This window comes from Clostridium sp. M62/1, from assembly GCF_020736365.1.
In the GTDB taxonomy this organism is placed as follows: Bacteria; Bacillota; Clostridia; order Lachnospirales; family Lachnospiraceae; genus Otoolea; species Otoolea saccharolyticum_A.
Genome location: NZ_CP085988.1, coordinates 2311385 through 2329648, shown reverse-complemented (window position 1 = coordinate 2329648; position 18264 = coordinate 2311385). Strand labels below are relative to the sequence as shown.

General features: G+C 52.1%; 16 protein-coding genes. 14 read left to right on the top strand and 2 right to left on the bottom strand.

The features are described from left to right. Positions 1-39: 39 nt before the first annotated feature. The 10 genes from LK436_RS10870 (at position 40) to pepT (ending at position 10458) form a co-directional block, all read left to right on the top strand. On the top strand, positions 40-843 hold the full coding sequence (locus LK436_RS10870; protein WP_008398329.1) for a M23 family metallopeptidase: 804 nt from the start codon (positions 40-42) through the stop codon (positions 841-843). Further along, entirely contained in the window at positions 833-976 is a 144-nt protein-coding gene (locus LK436_RS10865; RefSeq protein ID WP_156796984.1) for a hypothetical protein, read from the top strand. Before LK436_RS10870 ends, LK436_RS10865 begins: the two co-directional genes overlap by 11 nt. After that, positions 973-2574, top strand: a complete 1602-nt coding sequence (locus tag LK436_RS10860; protein WP_147594772.1) for an RsmB/NOP family class I SAM-dependent RNA methyltransferase — start codon at positions 973-975, stop codon at positions 2572-2574. The genes LK436_RS10865 and LK436_RS10860 overlap by 4 nt, the downstream gene beginning before the upstream one ends. Next, the gene (locus tag LK436_RS18545) at positions 2574-3992 is read left to right on the top strand and encodes a pseudouridine synthase (RefSeq protein WP_044931571.1); all 1419 of its coding nucleotides are present in this window, start codon (positions 2574-2576) and stop codon (positions 3990-3992) included. Before LK436_RS10860 ends, LK436_RS18545 begins: the two co-directional genes overlap by 1 nt. 86 nt (positions 3993-4078) lie before the next feature. Next, positions 4079-6082, top strand: coding sequence for a YgiQ family radical SAM protein (locus LK436_RS10845; protein WP_008398325.1), 2004 nt, complete (start codon positions 4079-4081; stop codon positions 6080-6082). Positions 6083-6150: 68 nt separating this feature from the next. Further along, positions 6151-7026 (top strand): SDR family NAD(P)-dependent oxidoreductase, encoded by an 876-nt coding sequence (locus tag LK436_RS10840; protein WP_227910039.1) that lies wholly within the window; start codon positions 6151-6153, stop codon positions 7024-7026. Continuing rightward, positions 7023-7592 (top strand): hypothetical protein, encoded by a 570-nt coding sequence (locus LK436_RS10835; protein ID WP_008398323.1) that lies wholly within the window; start codon positions 7023-7025, stop codon positions 7590-7592. The genes LK436_RS10840 and LK436_RS10835 overlap by 4 nt, the downstream gene beginning before the upstream one ends. Beyond that, positions 7592-8629: an RluA family pseudouridine synthase gene (locus LK436_RS10830; protein WP_008398322.1), complete on the top strand. Its 1038-nt coding sequence runs from the start codon at positions 7592-7594 to the stop codon at positions 8627-8629. Before LK436_RS10835 ends, LK436_RS10830 begins: the two co-directional genes overlap by 1 nt. A gap of 2 nt (positions 8630-8631) precedes the next feature. Beyond that, positions 8632-9192: a Holliday junction resolvase RecU gene (locus tag LK436_RS10825; protein ID WP_015544904.1), complete on the top strand. Its 561-nt coding sequence runs from the start codon at positions 8632-8634 to the stop codon at positions 9190-9192. Between the two features lie 33 nt (positions 9193-9225). Further along, positions 9226-10458 (top strand): peptidase T, encoded by a 1233-nt coding sequence (pepT, locus tag LK436_RS10820; protein WP_008398320.1) that lies wholly within the window; start codon positions 9226-9228, stop codon positions 10456-10458. 106 nt (positions 10459-10564) lie between these two features. On the opposite strand, the gene asnB is transcribed toward pepT, so the two are convergent. Together asnB and LK436_RS10810 are read right to left on the bottom strand one after the other, a co-directional pair. Then, positions 10565-12418: an asparagine synthase (glutamine-hydrolyzing) gene (gene asnB, locus LK436_RS10815; RefSeq protein ID WP_008398319.1), complete on the bottom strand. Its 1854-nt coding sequence runs from the start codon at positions 12416-12418 to the stop codon at positions 10565-10567. A 182-nt stretch (positions 12419-12600) separates the two neighbouring features. Then, the gene (locus tag LK436_RS10810; protein WP_008398318.1) at positions 12601-14007 is read right to left on the bottom strand and encodes a hypothetical protein; all 1407 of its coding nucleotides are present in this window, start codon (positions 14005-14007) and stop codon (positions 12601-12603) included. Positions 14008-14554: 547 nt separating this feature from the next. Between LK436_RS10810 and LK436_RS10805 the strand changes: the two genes are divergently transcribed. The 4 genes from LK436_RS10805 to LK436_RS10790 are packed head-to-tail and all read left to right on the top strand — an operon-like array spanning position 14555 to position 18263. After that, the gene (locus LK436_RS10805) at positions 14555-15337 is read left to right on the top strand and encodes a WecB/TagA/CpsF family glycosyltransferase (RefSeq protein ID WP_227910038.1); all 783 of its coding nucleotides are present in this window, start codon (positions 14555-14557) and stop codon (positions 15335-15337) included. 18 nt (positions 15338-15355) lie between these two features. Further along, entirely contained in the window at positions 15356-16477 is a 1122-nt protein-coding gene (locus LK436_RS10800; protein ID WP_008398314.1) for a glycosyltransferase family 4 protein, read from the top strand. Further along, positions 16474-17334: a hypothetical protein gene (locus LK436_RS10795; protein ID WP_008398313.1), complete on the top strand. Its 861-nt coding sequence runs from the start codon at positions 16474-16476 to the stop codon at positions 17332-17334. The genes LK436_RS10800 and LK436_RS10795 overlap by 4 nt, the downstream gene beginning before the upstream one ends. Next, entirely contained in the window at positions 17331-18263 is a 933-nt protein-coding gene (locus LK436_RS10790) for a metallophosphoesterase (protein ID WP_008398312.1), read from the top strand. Before LK436_RS10795 ends, LK436_RS10790 begins: the two co-directional genes overlap by 4 nt. Position 18264: the final 1 nt, after the last annotated feature.

Here is an 18264-nt window from a genome sequence, read left to right as displayed (position 1 = left end):
TGATTGTTTATACACTATATGTAGGAAAAAGGTTCTGTTATGATCTTGATTTTTATTCTGCTTCTGGCGGTCTTTAATATGACGGCTGTTCACTCCCTGGAGGAAGCCGCCTTGCTGTCCCGGCTGGAGCCCAATGTCAGTGAGTCTGCAAAGTTTCGCGCCATGAGACTTGGGCCTGCCATGGCCGGCCTGGAATGGCTGGATCCGGATCAGACGGCTGCTCTGATGGTGAAGCACGATTACGATTTGACAGAATGTGAGGATCTGTCTTATGATAATAAGAAACTTCTCGCCGGAAAGCCGGCGGAGTACAGGGAGCTTTCTGAGGCGTACCGGACGGTATTTTCCGATCTGGTCTATTTCCCAATCCCCGAGAGCACAGATCCGGAAACGCCGGATGTGACCTACGAGGACGGCTGGCAGCAGCCCCGCACCTACGGCGGGGAGCGGGGCCACGAGGGCTGTGATATCATGGGCGGACAGGGGGAGCGGGGATTTTACCCTGTTGTCAGCATGAGCAGCGGAACCGTTGAGAAGGTCGGCTGGCTGGAGCAGGGAGGGTGGCGAATCGGGATCCGGACAGAGTCGGGCGCCTACCTCTACTATGCCCACCTGTATTCCTACAGCAGCAAATGGCAGGAGGGAGATACGGTGAAAGCCGGGCAGCTTTTAGGCTTCATGGGAGATTCCGGCTATGGAAAGGAAGAAAATACGGTGGGGCAATTCCCGGTTCACCTTCATGTGGGAATTTATATCAGGACAGCCCACTATGAGGAGCTGAGCGTGAACCCCTACTGGATTCTCAGGTATCTTGAAAAAAGGCGGATTTCCTGTGAATACTGAGATTTTGGAACTGGCCGTGTCCGGAAGCGGCTTTTGTCCGGGAGAGATACAGACGGAAAGCAAACAGAAATACAGGCAGAAAGCAAACAGAAATACAGAAATGAGTCTGAGAGCAGACGGAAGGATGGAATGAAAAACAGGATGAAGGACAGCAGGAAAAAGGGCAGCAGAAAAAAGGGAAAGAAGGGCAGCCTGGAAGAAAAGGGACTGAAAGAGAGCAGATTGGAGGAAAGCAGACTGGCACAAGGCAGTCTGAGAGGAGTCAGGCCGGAGACCGGGGACAGCGCAGAAACAGAAATTCGGACGGAAAACGCCCCGGGCTGCCGCGCAGAGCTTCTCCCTGAGGATTTCAGGGAAAAGATGAGAAAACTTCTGGGGAAGGAGTACGAGGCGTATCTGGAAAGCTTTGAAAAGCCCTGTCACAACGGGCTTCGGGTCAATACCATGAAGCTCTCGGCAGAGGACTGGAACCGCCTCTCGCCCTTTCAGACAGAGCCGGTTCCATGGATTGAAAACGGTTTTTACTACTACGCTTCAGATGAAGGCTCAGAACGGCCGTCCAGATATCCCTACTATTACGCAGGACTCTACTATCTGCAGGAGCCAAGCGCCATGACTCCCGCCAATCTGCTTCCAGTCAAGCCGGGGGACCGGGTACTTGACATCTGCGCCGCCCCAGGCGGAAAAAGTACAGAGCTGGGCGCCAGGTTAGGGGGAGAGGGACTGCTTTTTTCCAATGACATCAGTAATTCCAGGGCAAAGGCTCTCCTGAAAAATCTGGAGATGGCCGGGATTCCAAACATTTGTGTGTCCAGTGAGGCGCCGGAAAAGCTCTCAGAGTTCCTGCCGGAATTTTTTGACTGCATTCTGGTGGACGCGCCCTGCTCCGGAGAGGGAATGTTCCGCAGGGAACCGGATATGATAAAGAGCTACAGGGAGCGGGGCCCGGAAGACTATGTGCCGCTTCAAAGGGCAATCATGGAGGAGGCTGTAAAGATGCTGCGGCCGGGCGGCTATCTGCTCTATTCCACCTGTACCTTTGACCGGGAGGAAAATGAGGGAACAATTCGATATATATTAGACAGGCATCCAGATATGAGTCTTTGCAGTCTGCCCCACAGGCACGGGTTTGCAGAAGGGATAGGGATGCCGGAGTGTGTGCGCCTGTTTCCCCACCGGATAGAGGGGGAGGGACATTTTGTGGCTCTCCTTCGGCGGGCCGGTTCCGGGGAGCGCCCCCGGAGGAAAGACAGGACAGCGCAGTCAGGGACTTCCTTGAAGCTTCCTGACGAGGCTATGGCTTTTCTGAGCTGCCTGAATCTGAGACGAGGCGGCACAGATGGCCTGCCGGGACAGGTGGAGGAGAAAAACGGGAAGCTCTACTGTCTTCCACCGGATTTCCAGGATATGAAGGGCGCCGGAAAGGGGATCCGTTTTCTTCGCACCGGGCTTTTGCTGGGAGAACTGAAGCGGGGACGCTTTGAACCGTCCCAGACCCTCGCCATGGCTCTCAGAAAAGAGGAATATCCCTTTACTGCAGATTTCCAGGCAGAGGATGAGCGGGTTATCCGGTATCTGAAGGGAGAAACGGTGGCTCTGAGGGAGGAGGAAGCCTCCTGGCCTGACGGCTCCTGGGTTCTCGTGTGCACAGACGGGTTCCCCCTGGGCTGGGCCAAAAAAGCAGGTCTGAACCTGAAAAATAAGTATTACCCCGGATGGAGGTGGCAGTGATGGAGAAGGCCATGCGCCTGGATCGCTATCTGGTAGAGATGAAAAAGGGAAGCCGGAGCGAGGTCAAGAAAATGATAAAAAGCGGAAGAGTGAGCGTGGATGGAGAAATCTGCCGGGAAGCGGAGAGAAAGATTCAGCCTTCTGCAAGTGAGGTGTCCCTGGACGGAACGCAGGTAGGCTACGCTGCCTATGAATATTTTATGCTCAACAAGCCGGCCGGCGTGGTGTCGGCTACAGAGGACGGCCGCCATAAGACCGTGGTGAGCCTGATTGAGGATGCAAAGAGGAGAGACCTCTTTCCTGTGGGAAGACTGGATATAGACACAGAGGGCCTTCTGCTGATTACCAATGACGGGAAGCTGGCCCACCGCCTTCTCTCGCCCAAAAAGCATGTGGACAAGACATATTTTGCAAGGGTAGAGGGGAGACTTCCAGAGAACGCAATCGAGCAGTTTAAAGAGGGGCTCACGCTGGAGGACGGAACAAGGACCCTGCCTGCAAGGCTGGTGATACAGAAGGCATCAGAGACTGCTGAGGATGATGGGAAAGCAGACAGCAGCCTTTCCGAGATCGAGCTGACCATTCACGAGGGAAAATTCCATCAGGTCAAGCGCATGTTTGAGGCGGTGGGCTGCCGCGTAGTCTATCTGAAGCGGCTGTCCATGGGAAGCCTGAGACTGGATGAGAGTCTGGCTCCGGGAGCTTATCGCAGGCTGACTGAGGAGGAGATTTCAAAGCTTCAGGGGGAAGGAGACTCAGGGGATGAGAGAGGGCTTCTCTCCGGAAAAAGGGCCTATCTCTTTGACCTGGACGGAACGCTGGTGGACTCCATGTGGATGTGGGGAGCCATTGATATCGAATATCTGGGAAAATTCGGGATTCCCTGTCCGAAGGATCTGCAGAAGGCCATCGAGGGGATGAGCTTTACGGAGACGGCCGTCTACTTTAAGGAACGGTTTTCCCTGCCGGATTCCCTGGAGCAGATTAAGGCGGACTGGACGGCCATGTCTATAGAAAAATACAGGACAGAAGTGCCGTTAAAGCCGGGAGTCCGCCGGTTTCTTGAGGAGGCGGCAGAAAGAGACATTAAAATGGCCATCTGCACCAGCAATGGCAGGGAGATGGTGGACGCCGTGTTAAGCGCGTTAAAGATCCGGGACTTTTTCTCCTGTGTGATTACGGGCTGCGAGGTGGCGGCCGGAAAGCCGTCCCCGGACATCTACCTGGAGGCGGCCCGCCGGCTTTCTGTAAAACCGGAGGAGTGCGCAGTCTTTGAGGATGTGCCGGCGGGAATTCTTTCCGGAAAGCGGGCCGGCATGACCGTTTTCGCCGTGGAGGATGATTTCTCAAAGGGAATGGAACAGGAAAAGAGAAGGCTGGCCGACGGCTATATTGACGGCTACCTGGCTCTTCTTTAACAGGAAGCCGGCTGCTGGGCGGGACAGGAAACGCCGGCAAAGCTTCCGGAGAGTGAAAATACAGACGGAGGAAAGGCAGAGAGTTTATGATACATGATTATTTACCCATATGCAGAGAGGATATGGAGAAGAGAGGCTGGGATCAGTGTGATTTTGTCTATGTGACAGGCGATGCCTATGTGGATCACCCTTCCTTCGGCCATGCGATTATCAGCCGAGTGCTGGAATCCCACGGCTACCGGGTGGGAATCATCCCACAGCCGGACTGGAAAAAGCCGGAGAGCATTACGGTTCTCGGAGAGCCGAGGTTAGGCTTCCTGATTTCCGGCGGAAATATGGATTCCATGGTAAACCATTATTCTGTTTCCAAAAAGCGCCGGGCAAAGGATTCCTATACACCCGGCGGGGAGATGGGAAAGAGGCCTGACTACGCAACTATCGTATACGGCAACCTGATCCGCTCTGTTTACAAGGATAAGCCCATCATCATCGGAGGCATCGAGGCAAGCCTTCGAAGGCTTGCTCACTATGACTACTGGTCGGACAGGCTGAAGCGCTCGATCCTGCTGGATTCCCAGGCAGATCTGATCTCCTACGGGATGGGAGAGCGATCCATTGTGGAGATTGCAGATGCGTTAAACAGCGGAATAGACGTAAAGGACATTACCTTTATCGACGGAACCGTCTACAGGTCAGACAATCTGGATTCCGTCTATGATGAGATACACCTGCCCTCCTATCAGGCGATGAAGGAGGACAAGCGGGAGTATGCGAGGAGCTTCTATACTCAGTACTGCAACACGGATCCCTTCGTGGGAAAACGGCTGGTGGAGCCTTACGGGGAGAAGCTGTTCGTCATCCAGAATCCGGCTTCCAAGCCGCTGACACAGGAGGAGATGGACGATGTATATGCCCTTCCCTATATGAGAAGCTATCACCCCTCCTACGAGGCGGCAGGCGGAGTTCCGGCTATCACGGAGGTGAAATTCAGCCTGATCAGCAACAGAGGCTGCTTCGGCGGCTGCAACTTCTGCGCTCTGACCTTCCACCAGGGAAGAATTGTCCAGACCAGAAGCCACGAGTCCATCGTGGAGGAGGCAAAGCTTTTGACGGAGGAACCGGATTTTAAGGGATATATTCACGATGTGGGAGGACCTACGGCAAATTTCCGTTTCCCTGCCTGCGAAAAGCAGATGACGGCCGGAGTCTGCCCGGAACGGCAGTGCCTGTTTCCGAAGCCCTGCCGGAATCTGAGGGCGGATCACAGGGACTATATCGCCCTGCTCAGAAAGCTCAGGGACATTCCCAAGGTAAAAAAGGTGTTTATCCGTTCCGGAATACGCTTTGATTACCTGCTTGCCGATCCAAGCAGAGAGTTTTTAAAGGAGCTGTGCCAGTACCATGTCAGCGGCCAGCTGAAGGTGGCGCCGGAGCACGTGGCCGACAACGTCCTGAGGCGGATGGGCAAGCCGGAAAACAGCGTTTACCGCCAGTTTATGAAGGAATACAGGCAGATGAATGAGAGGTTGGGACTGAAGCAGTATCTGGTTCCCTACCTGATGAGCTCCCACCCCGGCTCTACTCTTAAGGAAGCTATAGAGCTGGCGGAGTATCTCAGGGATCTGGGCTATATGCCTGAGCAGGTACAGGATTTCTATCCGACACCGTCCACCATATCCACCTGCATGTATTACACAGGTCTGGATCCAAAGACTCTGACACCGGTGTACGTGCCCACCAATCCTCATGAGAAGGCCATGCAGAGAGCTCTGATCCAGTACAGAAATCCCAAAAACTATGATCTGGTGGAGGAGGCTTTAAAGAAGGCAGGAAGAACCGATCTGATCGGCTTTGACAAAAAATGTCTGATCCGTCCGAGAAGGACAGGGGAGAGCTTTTACCGCTCCGACTCTGGCCACGCCGCCCACAGCGCAGGTTCAGGCTCAGGCAGCCGCGGGCGCACTATGAAGCCGGGAGGAACCAGACAGGAATCTTTTGGAGGCTCTGGCACAGCAGGAAGAAAGGGAAACGGAGCGCAGGCGCCGAAAAAGAAAAAGACCATTCGGAATGTCCACAAAAAGCACTTCTGATGAGACGAACGGGAAACCGGCCAGGCCGGTTCCGGGCGGCGGATGGAAAAGAAAAGGAGGCACAGAACATGAAGATTGCAATCGTGACAGGAGCTTCTTCCGGAATGGGGAGGGAGGCAGCCATTCAGCTGGCCGATCGGTTTGCAGGCCTTGACAGTATCTGGCTGATTGCCAGAAGAGAGGAACGTCTGAAGGAGCTGAAACGGCAGCTTCCTGTTCCCTCCAGGATATTTGAGATGGATCTGACAGACAGCAGGCAGTTATCCCGCCTTTCAAAGGCCCTTCAGACAGAACAGCCCAGGGTAAAGTTTCTAGTAAATGCGGCAGGCTTTGGAAAAATCGGCCGTGTGGGAGAGGTCCCTCTTGAGGAGGAGACGGGGATGGTGAGGCTCAACTGTGAGGTTCTCACAGGCGTTACCCATCTGGTTCTCCCCTATATGGAAAAGAACAGCAGGATTATCCAGTTTGCATCCTCGGCGGCCTTTCTGCCGCAGCCGGGCTTTGCCGTCTATGCAGCCACAAAGGCCTTTGTGCTCAGCTACAGCCGGGCTCTCAACGAGGAGGTCAAGGGCCGCCAGATCTATGTGACCGCTGTCTGCCCGGGCCCGGTGAGGACGGAATTTTTCGACATTGCCCAGACCACTGGGACCATGCCGCTCTACAAGCTCCTTGCCATGGCAGATCCGAGGCGGGTGGTAAAAAAGGCCATCAGAGACTCTGTAATGGGAAGGAGTGTTTCCGTCTACGGGCCGCTTATGAACCTGTTTTTTGCTGCCGCCAAGATTCTGCCCCACAGCCTTCTGCTGGCAGCCATGTCGGCCCTGTCGCCCCAAAAGGTGACGGCCCCTGAACCGGCAGAGGAAACGGGGGAGAGGGACGGTGTTTCGTCCGCCGATGGAAGATCAAAAAGCAAGATCAGAAAATCAGGAGAACCAGACAGATGAAACGGATCAAAAAGGGAGAGTACGGATACAGAAACAGCATGAAGCGGGGGCTTCTGTTTAAAATCGCCATTCTGGCAGCCTTTATTCTGGCCCAGCTGGGCGCCAGATGGCTGACAGACAGTACGGCACTTAAAAATATTCTCACTGTTATGGCGGTGATCACGGTGATTCCGGCGGCCAATCTGGCTTCGCCGTATGTTGCGGTGCTGCCGTTTAAGACGCCGGCCAGGGACTTTTATGAGAGAATGCGGCCCTTTGAGGATAAATGCCAGGTGCTTTACGATCTGGTGCTGACCACCAAAGACGACATACTCCCCATGGATGCCATACTGGTCCATCCCACGGGGATCTATGCCTACTGCACCAACAAGAAAGCAGACGCCGCCAGGGCAGAAAAAGCCCTGAATGAGATTCTGAAGGCGAATCGCCTGGATCCGAACTTTCGGATTACAAAGGAGCTCTCCTCCTTTGAGAAAAGGGCAAAGAGCCTGAAGCCGGCCTCTGAGTATGAGGACGACGGAAGCGTAGAATATGGGGTAAATGTAATGAAAGGATTGTCCATGTAATGAGGCTTGTGACAGTGACGAAAAACGAGGCGGGGCAGCGCCTGGACAAGCTGCTGTTCAAATATATGAATCTGGCGGGGAAGAGCTTTGTCTACAAGATGCTGAGGAAAAAGAATATTACTCTGAACGGAAAGAAATGCGACGGTTCAGAAAGACTTCTGGAGGGAGACGAGATCCGCCTGTTTCTCTCTGAGGAGACCATCGAAAAATTTTCCGAGGTAAGAGTACAGAAGGTCAGCCGGGTAAAGTTAGAGATTGTCTATGAGGACGAGGATGTGATTTTTATTAATAAGCCGGCAGGCATGCTGTCCCAGAAGGCCAGGGACGGGGATGAGTCCCTGGTGGAATATCTGATTACTTATCTCATGGAGAGCGGTCAGCTCACCAAGGAGGAGCTTAAAAGCTTCCGCCCCTCCGTCTGCAACCGTCTGGACCGCAATACCAGCGGTCTGGTGGCTGCGGGAAAGAGCCTTCCGGGGCTTCAGGAGCTGTCGAGAATCATCAAGGACAGAAGTATTGGAAAATATTACCTGTGCCTGGTGAAGGGGCAGGTGAAACAGCCCAGCCGGATTGAGGGATGGCTCTTAAAAGATGAGAGGACGAACCGGGTGGAGGTGACAAAGGAGGAGAGGGGAGGAAGCCTTCCTATCTGTACGGAATATACTCCTCTGCTGAGAAGCGGCGCCCACACGCTTCTGAAAGTGAAGCTGATTACAGGGCGCTCCCACCAGATCCGCGCTCATCTGGCCTCCATCGGCTGTCCTGTTGTGGGTGACAGAAAATATGGAGATCCGGCGGAAAACAGGAAGGCAAGGGAGCAGTTTGGAGTGACAGGTCAGCTTCTCCATGCCGCCGAGCTGGTGATGCCCGGGGAGCTCTCCGGCCCCCTATGCCGGCTCAGAGGCAGGAAATTTGCCGCTCCTCTCCCAGAGGCCTTTCTGACTATGGCAGAGGCGGTATTTACGGATCAGGACAGCAGAGAAATTCTTGCGGCCTGGAAATGTGCCGGCAGGAACAGGGACAGAAAGGGCAGATAGGGATGGGAACATGGAAAACGAGAGGACTCAGAGGCTCCAGCCTGGAGGAACGGATCAACAGGACGAACGACAGCTACAGAGAGAAGGGGCTGGCTCTGATCCAGAAGATTCCGACGCCCATCACCCCCATTACCATTGACAAGGCCAGCCGTCACATCACCCTGGCCTATTTTGACCAGAAGAGTACCGTGGATTACATCGGGGCCATCCAGGGCATCCCTGTGTGCTTTGACGCCAAGGAGTGCGCCGCCTCCACCTTCCCTTTGCAGAATCTCCATCCCCATCAGGTTGCGTTCATGGGCGAGTTTGAGAAACAGGGAGGAATCGCTTTTATCCTTGTATCCTACACGGCCATGGACGAGATGTACTACATTCCCTTCCGGGATGTGGAGCGGTTCTGGGTGCGGATGGAGGGGGGAGGCCGAAAGAGCTTTACCTATGAGGAGGTGGACAAGGAGTACCAGGTGCGCAGCTACCGGGATTACTTTGTCCATTACCTGGAGGCTGTGAAAAAGGATCTGGAGTGGAGAGAGGCGGAGGGAAAACAGAACAGTTACTTTTAATAAAACCGAAACAGGATAAGGAGGACATTAGACATGATAAGCAGAGCAGCAGAGCGTTTTTTACATTATGTATCCTTTGACACCCAGTCAAAGGATGATGAGGAGCAGGTTCCCAGCACGGAAAAGCAGAGAGTGCTGGCAGAGGTGTTAAAAAGAGAGCTGGAGGAGATGGGGGCGTCTGATGTGCGCATGAGCGAAAACGGCTATGTGTACGCAGTGATCCCGGCTACTACAGATAAACCAGTAAAGGCCCTGGGCTTTATTTCTCATATGGATACGGCTCCTGCCATGTCCGGCACGGATGTGCGGCCGCGTATCGTAGAGAACTACGGAGGAGGAGATATCGTCCTGAACGAGGAAAAGCAGATCGTCATGCGGGTCAAGGATTTCCCGGGAATGGCTGACTGTGTGGGAAAGGATCTGATTGTCACAGACGGAACCACCCTTCTGGGAGCCGATGACAAGGCAGGCGTGGCTGAGATTATGGAGATGGCTGAATTCTTCCTGTCCCACCCGGAAATCCCCCACGGGAAAATCTGCATCGGCTTTACGCCCGACGAGGAGGTAGGACGCGGAGCAGACTTTTTTGACGTGGAGGGATTTGGCGCGGATGTGGCCTACACGGTTGACGGAGGCCCCATCGGAGAGCTGGAATACGAAAATTTCAACGCCGCTTCCGGAAAGGTGGAGATTAACGGCCGCGGGGTTCATCCGGGAAGCGCCAAGGGAAGCATGATCAATGCCCTTTTAGTGGGAATGGAGTTCCAGTCTCTGCTTCCAGTCTTTGAAAATCCCATGTACACAGAAGGATATGAAGGGTTTTTCCATCTGGACCAGTTCAGCGGGGATGTGGAGAGCGCCCATATGGAGTACATTATCCGTGACCACGACAGGGAAAAATTCGAGAAAAAGAAAGAGCTGTTTGAGGCTGCTGCCGCTTACCTGAACCGGAAATACGGAGAGGGGACAGTTGTGGTGAAGCTGAAGGACTCCTACTATAACATGAAGGAAAAAATCGAGCCGGAAAACCTCTATCTCATTGATATTGCCAGCGAAGCCATGAAGGCCCTCGGCATCGCTCCCCAGGTAACACCGATCCGCGGCGGCACGGACGGCGCGCGCCTGTCCTACATGGGTCTGCCCTGTCCAAACCTCTGCACAGGCGGCTATAACTTCCACGGAAAATATGAGTTCATCCCGGTGCAGTCCATCGACACTATGGTGGAGATCCTCAAGGATATTGTGATCCGGTTTGAGAAGAGATGACAGAGAAAAGAGATAAAAGACCAAGAAAAGAGATAAAAACTGTCCGGCTGCCCGCCGTCTGTGATCAGGCGGCGGGCAGTTCTTCCGGCAACGGAAAAGGGACGGTTTAAAGAAGCACCTCCACCTGGTACTCCTTCATCCAGCAGTTAATCTGGATCAGATAGGCCATCATCTGAGGCGCTGCCATAAGCTGGCCGTACCACGGCTTTCCGTAGTCGGAGGGGCTTGTGAGGAAGCGCTCCGTCTTCTCGCGGTCCAGGAACAGGAGAACGGGAGAGGAAGAGTCATGGAGAATCTCTCTCACGCGCCCGGCCAGCAGCTTTTCATAGCCCCGGTCGTAGGTCTTGGGATAGGGGGACTTTTTCCGGAACAGAATCTCGTCAGGAAGCAGTCCGCGCCCGGCCTCCCGCAGAAGACCCTTTACGATGCCGTCCTTTGCCTTCATCTCCCACGGCACGTTGTACAGATATTCAATGATCCGGTGATCGGCAAAGGGAACTCTGGCCTCCAGGCCGTTCCTCATGCTGGTGCGGTCCATCCTGTTTAAAAGGGTCTGCATAAACCACTGAAGGTTGAGCCAGGAGATTTCCCTCCTTCTGGCCTCCTTCCCGGTTTCTCCGTCCAGGCGCGGCGTCTGTGCCAGAGAGGCTTCATAGGCCTCCTTTACATAGTCATCCATCTGAAGTTCCTGAAGGAAACTGTCAGAAAGGAGGGCTTTCCGGGGCGTCAGATCCATGGTCCAGGGGAAGGTGTCTGCACTCAGGCAATCCTCCCTGTGGAACCAGGGATACCCGCCGAAAATTTCGTCTGCACATTCTCCGGTCAGGGCTACCTTGTGGTGCCTGCTTACCAGAGAACAAAAGTAGAGGAGAGAGGAGTCCACATCGGCCATACAGGGCAGATCGTGGGCTTTTACTGACTCTGAGAGAAGATCGGCCTGCTCTTTGGTGGAGCATTCCAGAAAGTGGTGCTCAGATCCAAGGAAGGCTGCCATCTGCTCCACATAGGGGCGGTCCTGGGAGGGCTGAAATGCATTGGAACGGAAATTCTCTCTGTTCCCGGCAAAATCGAAGGAATACGTTACGAGTTTCCGGTTTTTCTTTTTCAGCTCCCCGGCGCAGATGGCGGAAACCAGGGAGGAATCTACCCCGCCGGAAAGAAAGGTGCAGATGGGAACATCTGACACCATCTGACGCCTTACGGCATCCCGGATCAGGAAGGACGTTTTTTCTACTGTCTCATCAAAGGAATCCTCATGGGGTCTGGCCTTCAGCTTCCAGTAGGTGTGGAGGCGGTTTCCGCCCGGGGAGCAGCACAGGAAATGTCCCGGCAGCACCTCGTGGATATTTTTGTAGACGCCGCAGCCGCCTGTCCGGGCAGGGCCGATGCTGAAAATTTCATTGAGTCCCTTTCGATCCACCTGGGGGTGAACTCCGGGACAGCACAGAAGTCCCTTCAGCTCGGAGGCAAAAAAGACCGTGCCGTCTGTCTCCGTGTAAAAGAGGGGCTTAATCCCTGAGCGATCCCGGTAGAGAAGGAGGCGGTTCATCTCCGTGTCCATGATGGCTATGGAGAAGATGCCGTTGATCTTTCGCACGAACTCCGGTCCCCAGGCCAGATAGGCCAGAAGAAGAACCTCCGTGTCGCTCTTTGTCTCAAAGGAAAAGCCCCGGTCCGAGAGTACAGAGCGAAGCTCCGGCATATTGTAGAGCTCTCCGTTGTATACAATTCCCACCTTATGATCCCCCTTGGGGCGGATCATCGGCTGGTGTCCTGTCTCTAAATCTACGATCTGCAGCCTGACGTGAGCCAGGCCAAAGTGGCTGTCCAGGTAGGTTCCGCTGTCATCGGGACCCCGCCGCCTCTGAGCCTGATTCATAGCCTCGAACACAGAGCGGCAATAGACTTCTTTTCTTTTAAAATCTGCTTCATGGTTATAAAAACCTGCAATTGCGCACATGAGATATACCCCCTGACTGCTTTATATGTTGAATTCATAAATTTACAGCTGAATCGTTTAAAAGTTTACGGCTGAATCAGACGGGAAAGACTCTGCCGTATCTTCCGGCTGCTCCTCTGACTGGTTTTGTTTTTAAACAGGCCGCACATGTCTTCTGGCCGGATCGGCTGCCGCAGCCGAAGCTACAGCAGGAAGCAGGAGACGGCAAAGACGGCCAGGAAGCCCAGACAGACGGGCAGAAGGTTTTTCCCTGCCAGTTTCGACGGACTTACCCCGCAGATAGCCGCCACCGGGATGATGCCCCAGGGGACGATGGTTCCGCCGCCCACAAAGATCGCAGCGATCTGTCCCAGAGCAGCTAAAACAGGGACAGAGGCCCCTGTGGCTGTTCCAAAGGTCTGGGCGAGGGCGCCGGTCAGAGGAAGCCCTGAAAAGCCGGAGCCGTCAAGTCCCGTGAGGCCTCCGACGAGAAGCTGAAGAGCTGCGGCCATATACTGGTTGAGAGGGGCGTGGCCTGCCAGCCACAGGGCCCAGTCATTTAAGATTCCGCTCTGGTACTCTTCACCGAGAATCACAGTGATTCCGCTGCCTCCCAGAAAGAAAAAGGCTCCGATTACAATGACGGGAGCAAAGATCCGTATGGCAAAGAGAAAGCCCTCTGTCAGATAAAAGGTCACCTTTTCCAGAGAGCGTCTCCCGTAACCCAGCACTGAGCCGAGGCACATGAGAAGCACGGCTGTCCCGGATACAATGCTGGTGGCGTCCCCGCCGCTCAGATGAAAGGCCAGCATGACAAGAATATCTGCAAGAAAGGCTGACGGGACGGCTAAGGCAAGGATCACCGCGGCTCTGCGGGGGCTGCCGGGCTCTTTTGCATCTGTCTGTGAAAGAGCCTGTATCTGATATCCTTCCTCTGTCTGGTCCTTTGCTTTCTGCCAGCCTGCCACAATCTGTTTTCTGTTCAGCAGATAGGCAGAGATAACGGTGACAGCTCCCATGACAAGAAACAGCGGCCTCCCCTCTGTGAGAATATCAGCGGCCGGGATTCCGGCTGAAGAGGCGGAGACGGCAGGAGCACCCTGGATTACCGGATCGTAGCTCAGGGCAAAGCCGTGCCCAAAGAGATTCATGGCCATAGCCGCAAACAGGGGAGAAAGTCCGGAGCCCACGCCAAAGGGGAGCATGATGGCGCCGATCAGGGCTACTGAGGGGGAAGGCCAGAGAAAGAGTGAAAAGAGAAACATGGTAATTCCCAGAATCCACCAGGTGAGGGAGGGATTTCTCATGATCCGCTTCATGGGGGCCATGAGAATCCGATCGCTTCCCAGATCGCTCATCGACTTGGAGAGAGCCGTTACAAGGGCGATGGTGGCAATAATCTCCATAAATTCTCTGGACGCGTAGAGAATGGCGTTAAATACAGTCTGTATCCCTCCCATAAGTGAGTGAAGTTCCATGGAGCCGATGAGAAAGAGAAAGGCGATACAGACGATAGGTGTGTCAAGCCGCAGTATCATGACGGCCAGAATTGAAACCACTCCGATCAGATAGAGAATGTGGAGCGGTGTGATAGCTGCTGTCACTGGCATAGTTCAGATCTCCTGTTCGTAAGGCTATATAACAGTGTATGCAGAAGGAGCGGGGAAGGTTTGAAATCAGGGGCAGAATACTGCGGCCTGAACCGGCCATTCTGTGCAGGAAAACGGGAATCCGACGATGCCTCGGTTTATTTTATCGCCTCCTGAAGCATACATTTATTGACAGTTTTTTTTCAATGTAGTAAACTTAGAATAAGTTTATTTTTTGGGGGATTTGACAGGATGACAGCAATCCGGTATAATTACAGACAGACAGACAGACAGACAGACAGACAGACAGACAGACAGACAGACAGACAGACAGACAGACAGACAGACAGACAGACAGACAGACAGACAGACAGACAGACAGGTAAGAGTCTGCTTTTTTGGGGTATATACGGTTTATAGGAAGGCACTGAGGGCCGCGCTGCTGCGCGGCTCTTCAGTGCCTTCTTGCGTTTTATATCTGGAATATCAGAATCCTGCTCTTTGATAGAGTATGTTAAATACAGTATTGCTGGAGCCGTATTTACAGAATGGGCAATGGGGAGGGGCTATGATGAGTAGAAAAACGCCTGTATCTGGCAGAGTAAAAATTCTGGATATACAGATGGACAGTATGACAAAGGAAGAAGCCTTAAATGCCATTGAAGCAAGGCTCTGGAATAGGGAGATATCCTATGTAGTATTTGTCAATGTAGATGTCGTGATAAAAGCGGACGGAGATCAAAAACTTAAACAGATTTTAAACAGAGCGGATCTGGCCTTTGCAGACGGAATGCCTGTCATATGGACCTCCAGACTTTTTGGAATGCCTCTAAAGGAGCGGGTAGCGGGCTCGGATCTGGTGCCTCAGCTGTGCGCCAGGGCTGCTATGGCAGGCTGGAGAATTTTTTTTCTGGGCGGAGCTTCAGGAGTCCCGGAAAAAGCAGCTGAAAATCTGAGAAAAAAGTTTCCGGATATTCAGATATGCGGAACTTATTCGCCGCCATTGGGCTTTGAGAACGACAAAAAAGAGCTTCAGTACATAGAAAAGACTATTAAGGATAAATCGCCGGAACTTCTGATTGTCTGTTTAGGATGTCCAAAACAGGAAAAGTTTGTGTATGACTATTATCGGAACTGCGGAGCTGCGGTGACCATCTGCGCCGGGGCGACAGTGGATTTTTTAGCTGGAAACGTAAGGCGCTGTCCTAAATGGCTGGGAAGCCTGGGGTTCGAGTGGTTTTTCCGGTTCCTGATGGAGCCGAGGCGTCTGTTTAAAAGATATTTTATCGATGATATGAGGATTTTCAGACTCATATGGAAGTATCGTCCGAGGCAGGAACGGAGGGGATAACAGGATGGGGAAAAGGAAATGAAAGAAAAAAGGGTATTAGTAGTTGGTTCGGATCCATACTCTGTCCGTGGCGGAATGGTGTCTGTAATAAAAAACCATCTGGAATACAGGGATTGGGAAGAGTTTCATCTGGAACTTCTGATTACCCACACAGAGGGAAGCAAAAGAAAGAAGATTTTCTGCTTTCTGAAATCATACATAAGACTTGTATATATACTTTTATCCGGCCGGGCTGATTTGCTTCATCTTCATGTGTCTGAAAGAGGGAGTGTTTACCGTAAGGCTGCCGTTACAGGGCTGGCCAGACTTTTTAAAAGACCTGTGATCCTGCATCACCACGGAGCGGAATTTTTTGACTTTTACATAAGTCTGCCTGAGAGGAAGAAGAGGCGGGTAAGGCGTTTAATGGAACAGGTAAACTGCAATATCCTTCTGTCCCATACAGCTGAAAAAAATTTTAAGCGTTTTTTTCCAAATGCCAGAACGGAAGCTGTGGCAAATGCAGTGTGTGTTCCAGCGCAGAATCCCTACAGAGGCGGTGATGGATGTATTGTAACCTTAGGGCGACTGGGGGAGAGAAAAGGAACATATGACCTGATCAGGGCAGTGGGGCGTGTGAGGGAGCTGCTTCCCGAAGGAACCTCTCTCTGGCTGTGCGGGGACGGTGAAATTCAGGAGGCAGACAGAGCTGTGAAGGATTGTAAAATTGATGATATAACCGGACATGTGGGATGGGTCAGCGGTGAAGAAAAATCAAAGCTCCTCAGGCGGGCCAGCATTCATGTCCTGCCGTCACGGAGAGAAGTGCTCCCTATGAGTATATTGGAGACGATGGCTGAGGGAATTCCCAATATTAGTACCTCGGTAGCTTCCATACCGGAAGTAATCCAACACGGAGTAAACGGATATCTGATAAAACCTGGAGATGAGCAGGCACTGTCAGAATATATCTGCAGACTGTGCGAGGATCCGCAGCTGAGGATGGAGATGAGCCGTCGTGCCTATGAGACCGTTAAAAAAGATTTTTCAATGGAGGCATGCTGCAGCAGAATTAAAAGGATTTACAGAAGTTGTCTGACGCCAAATAACGGTTGCAGCGAAGGAATCAATAAGTATCAGAAGAAAGGAAAGACAAAATGAAAAATGACAGTTTATTTCGTACCTCTATGGTGGGAGGATATAACAAAGATGACGTAAAAGCTTATATAGAAAAGCTGGAAAAGGAGATAGAACGGCTTAGATCTGTGGAGGAGTCTGCAGGACTTCTGGAAAAATCCGTGGAGGAGCTTTTAGAAAAACAGAGGAAGGAACAGGAGGAAAGGGAGCAGGAAAGAAAAGAAAGAGAGCAGCAGGAGCTGGAAAGGCAGGCCCAGCTGCCGGTTTATATTGAAGAAATTCCAGGGGAGGAAGAACTGAAGGAGCTGAAAGAAAAAGCCAAGAAATACGACGAAAGTTATGATGCAGTTAAACAACTGCTTCTGGACTCGCGGATAGAATCCCAGATGGTGCTTGAGAATGCCAGGCAGCAGGCAGATCAGCTCTTAGAACAGGCAAAGGAAGACGGTCTGAAGCGGAAAAATGAAATGGAGGAAGAGACCAGGCAGCTTTGCGAGAAAAGGATGAGAGAAAATGGTGAGCAGATCCGCCAGACGAGAATAGAGGCTGAGAAAGAGATAAACAGACAGAAAAAGGCAGCAGAATCGGAGCGGACAGAGGCAGAGCGGCTATTAAAAGAATCCAGAGAAAAAGCAGAGCTTCTTATGGAAAATGCCAAAAATGAAATTCTTCGAAAACGCAGGGAAAGTATTGCAAGGGTCGAGAGGGAAATTTCTGTTATCCAGGAACAGCTGCAGAATATGCTGCGGCAGATGCCTGCTGAGCTAAGCCATTCCACCCAGGAAATCCTTCTGGAAAAAAGAGCAAAGGAGGAGGCGGCAGCTTCACTGGACGAAGGAGATAAGCATGGAGGAATGGAGATTATAGAGGGGACTGAATGAGCCGCACATTAGAGGAACTGAGAAGAGAGCAGATAGAGGAGATACAGAGGAGAAAACGTCAAAAGCGCAGTATCCGGACAGCTCCGGCACTGTTTATTCTGTTCCTGCTCACCCTGCTTATAATAATTTTTTACAATATTTTAGTTGTAAACAGAACCATAGGGATTTCTTTTTATACCTGCCCCTCTCCTAAAATAATTGCTCCGGTCTGTCTGGTTCAGCTGTCTGATCTGCACAGTCGTCAATTTGGCTCTGGAAATCAGAGACTGATTGAAAAAATAAAAGAGATTGGACCGGATTTAATTCTCATTACAGGAGATATGGTAAACAGTACAGATACTGATGTAAGTGCTGCCGTTAATCTGTGCGGAGACCTTACAGAGATTGCTCCCGTCTATTATCAGTATGGAAACCATGAAAGCATTTTAATGCGGTATGGAAAAGATGGTATTAAGGTACCGATTGACGCATATCTGGAGAAAAAGGGCGTTCATTTTTTCTATAATGATTTTGTTGATATTCAGGTAAACGGAAATGAACTGGCCTTAATGGGAATTTCTGTTTCAGAAGAAAATTATGAGCGCTGGGCGGCAGTATCTGTGGAGCAGTTCCAGAAAAGAGAAACCTATAAAATACTGCTGTCTCATTATCCGTCTCTTTATTACAGTACGCTTAGCGAGGCAGATATAGATTTGGCCCTTGCCGGACATTATCATGGAGGGCTGATACGAATTCCAGGAATCGGAGGTTTATATCATCCGGATGACGGCCTGTTTCCGAAGTACAGCGGAGGAAAATACAGACTGAAAAAAGGAACGCTGATTGTATCAAGAGGTCTGGGAAACCACGGCTGGATTCCGAGAATTAATAATCAGCCGGAACTTACGGTGATTGAGCTGGTACCGGAAAATGAACAGGAGGAGGGATGAA

Bases quoted from the DNA above. Each gene is read 5' to 3' on its own strand.
- LK436_RS10870 (WP_008398329.1), top strand. From the start codon at position 40: ATGATCTTGATTTTTATTCTGCTTCTGGCGGTCTTTAATATGACGGCT.
- LK436_RS10860 (WP_147594772.1), top strand. From the start codon at position 973: ATGAAAAACAGGATGAAGGACAGCAGGAAAAAGGGCAGCAGAAAAAAG.
- LK436_RS18545 (WP_044931571.1), top strand. From the start codon at position 2,574: ATGGAGAAGGCCATGCGCCTGGATCGCTATCTGGTAGAGATGAAAAAG.
- LK436_RS10845 (WP_008398325.1), top strand. From the start codon at position 4,079: ATGATACATGATTATTTACCCATATGCAGAGAGGATATGGAGAAGAGA.
- LK436_RS10840 (WP_227910039.1), top strand. From the start codon at position 6,151: ATGAAGATTGCAATCGTGACAGGAGCTTCTTCCGGAATGGGGAGGGAG.
- LK436_RS10835 (WP_008398323.1), top strand. From the start codon at position 7,023: ATGAAACGGATCAAAAAGGGAGAGTACGGATACAGAAACAGCATGAAG.
- LK436_RS10830 (WP_008398322.1), top strand. From the start codon at position 7,592: ATGAGGCTTGTGACAGTGACGAAAAACGAGGCGGGGCAGCGCCTGGAC.
- LK436_RS10825 (WP_015544904.1), top strand. From the start codon at position 8,632: ATGGGAACATGGAAAACGAGAGGACTCAGAGGCTCCAGCCTGGAGGAA.
- pepT (WP_008398320.1), top strand. From the start codon at position 9,226: ATGATAAGCAGAGCAGCAGAGCGTTTTTTACATTATGTATCCTTTGAC.
- asnB (WP_008398319.1), bottom strand. From the start codon at position 12,418: ATGTGCGCAATTGCAGGTTTTTATAACCATGAAGCAGATTTTAAAAGA.
- LK436_RS10810 (WP_008398318.1), bottom strand. From the start codon at position 14,007: ATGCCAGTGACAGCAGCTATCACACCGCTCCACATTCTCTATCTGATC.
- LK436_RS10805 (WP_227910038.1), top strand. From the start codon at position 14,555: ATGATGAGTAGAAAAACGCCTGTATCTGGCAGAGTAAAAATTCTGGAT.
- LK436_RS10800 (WP_008398314.1), top strand. From the start codon at position 15,356: ATGAAAGAAAAAAGGGTATTAGTAGTTGGTTCGGATCCATACTCTGTC.
- LK436_RS10795 (WP_008398313.1), top strand. From the start codon at position 16,474: ATGAAAAATGACAGTTTATTTCGTACCTCTATGGTGGGAGGATATAAC.
- LK436_RS10790 (WP_008398312.1), top strand. From the start codon at position 17,331: ATGAGCCGCACATTAGAGGAACTGAGAAGAGAGCAGATAGAGGAGATA.